The sequence below is a fragment of the Oleiphilus sp. HI0061 genome (assembly GCF_001635675.1).
In genome coordinates this window covers 1-1,246 of record NZ_LWFE01001516.1, presented here as the reverse complement: position 1 = coordinate 1,246, position 1,246 = coordinate 1, and the positions used below count along the sequence as shown (strand labels likewise).

The window sequence follows — 1,246 nt, the reverse complement described above, 5'->3', positions numbered from 1 at the left end:
CAGGTTCAACACCTTTTACCGACATGGTTGCCAAGGCTGCATTACCAAGCTCTCCTGTTAAGGTTTGCTCGATTAGATCGGTCACCATCGGGTGTTCCCATGAGACAAACTCGACATCTTCCCGGACAAGCGCTTTCAAACGGTGGAAGGTTAAGGTGTTGCCTTCATCGTTTAAGCCGGGAAAGTGCTGCTCCAGCATGTGCTCTCCAGGGCGAATGATCAGAGTCTGGTCTGACTGGTACTCTTGTTCAACACCGTAAAGGTTGAACTGCTTTTCCATGTAAGAGGACAGGTCCTGGCTTGCTTCCTCAGATTCGATCAAGGCAATGATTTTCTCGGCTTCTTCAGGATTGCAGGAGTTAAGCTCAAGTAGGGGGTCACGACCCGTTTGAAGAGCTGCCATAGCCGCATCGCGATGCTCACGGGCTTGTTTGATAAAAGACAAGGCCTGATCAGATTGAAAGTCACCTTCGCTTAAGTAACTTTCCAGTTCGACGGCAAACTGTTCATAAATTGCAAAGCCTGCCGCACAGCTGTGAGTGAAGGCATCCAGAGCCTGGTCATACCAGTTGAATAAACCCTCTTGGCGGCTGCCAGGAATGAAGGGCACATGAATATTGACGTCATGTGTTTGCCCGATTCGGTCTAAGCGGCCGATACGTTGTTCGAGTAGGTCAGGGTTCTCTGGTAAGTCGAATAACACTAAGTCGTGTGAAAACTGGAAGTTTCGGCCTTCGCTGCCAATTTCTGAACAGATTAAGGCTTGTGCACCTTCCTCTTTATCAGCAAAGTAGGCAGCGGCTCTATCACGTTCAATAATACTTAAACCTTCGTAGAAGGCTGCTGTTCGCAGGCCTTCTCGTAGTCGAAGATAGGACTCCAGCGCTAAAGCCGTTTCAGCACTGGCGCAGATGATCAGGACTTTCTCATCTCTGTTATCTTTCAGGAACTGGGTTAGCCAAGTGACTTTCGGATTCTGTTTAATGCCGGCTTCATCTTCAAATTGATCATCACCAACAGCTGCATCGAGTGGGTGAGGCTGTAGGATTCTATCCGGGAAGCCTTCAACACCTTGGCGAGTATTGCGGAACAGTATTCTACCGGTGCCATGCTGATCAAGTAGCCTTTGTATTGCTTCCGGAATATCGATATTTTGTGCATCATCACCGAGTAGGGAAAGGGCTTTAATTGGCAGTGACGAGCCGTCTTCAAGACCTTGAAGCTCTCCGACCAAATCAGAGATTTC

General features: G+C 48.6%; 1 protein-coding gene. It reads right to left on the bottom strand.

Annotated elements, in window-relative coordinates; all coding sequences use genetic code 11:
• On the bottom strand, window positions 1-1,246 hold a 1,246-nt coding region (locus tag A3735_RS23610; RefSeq protein WP_255375191.1), incomplete at both ends, for a helicase-related protein.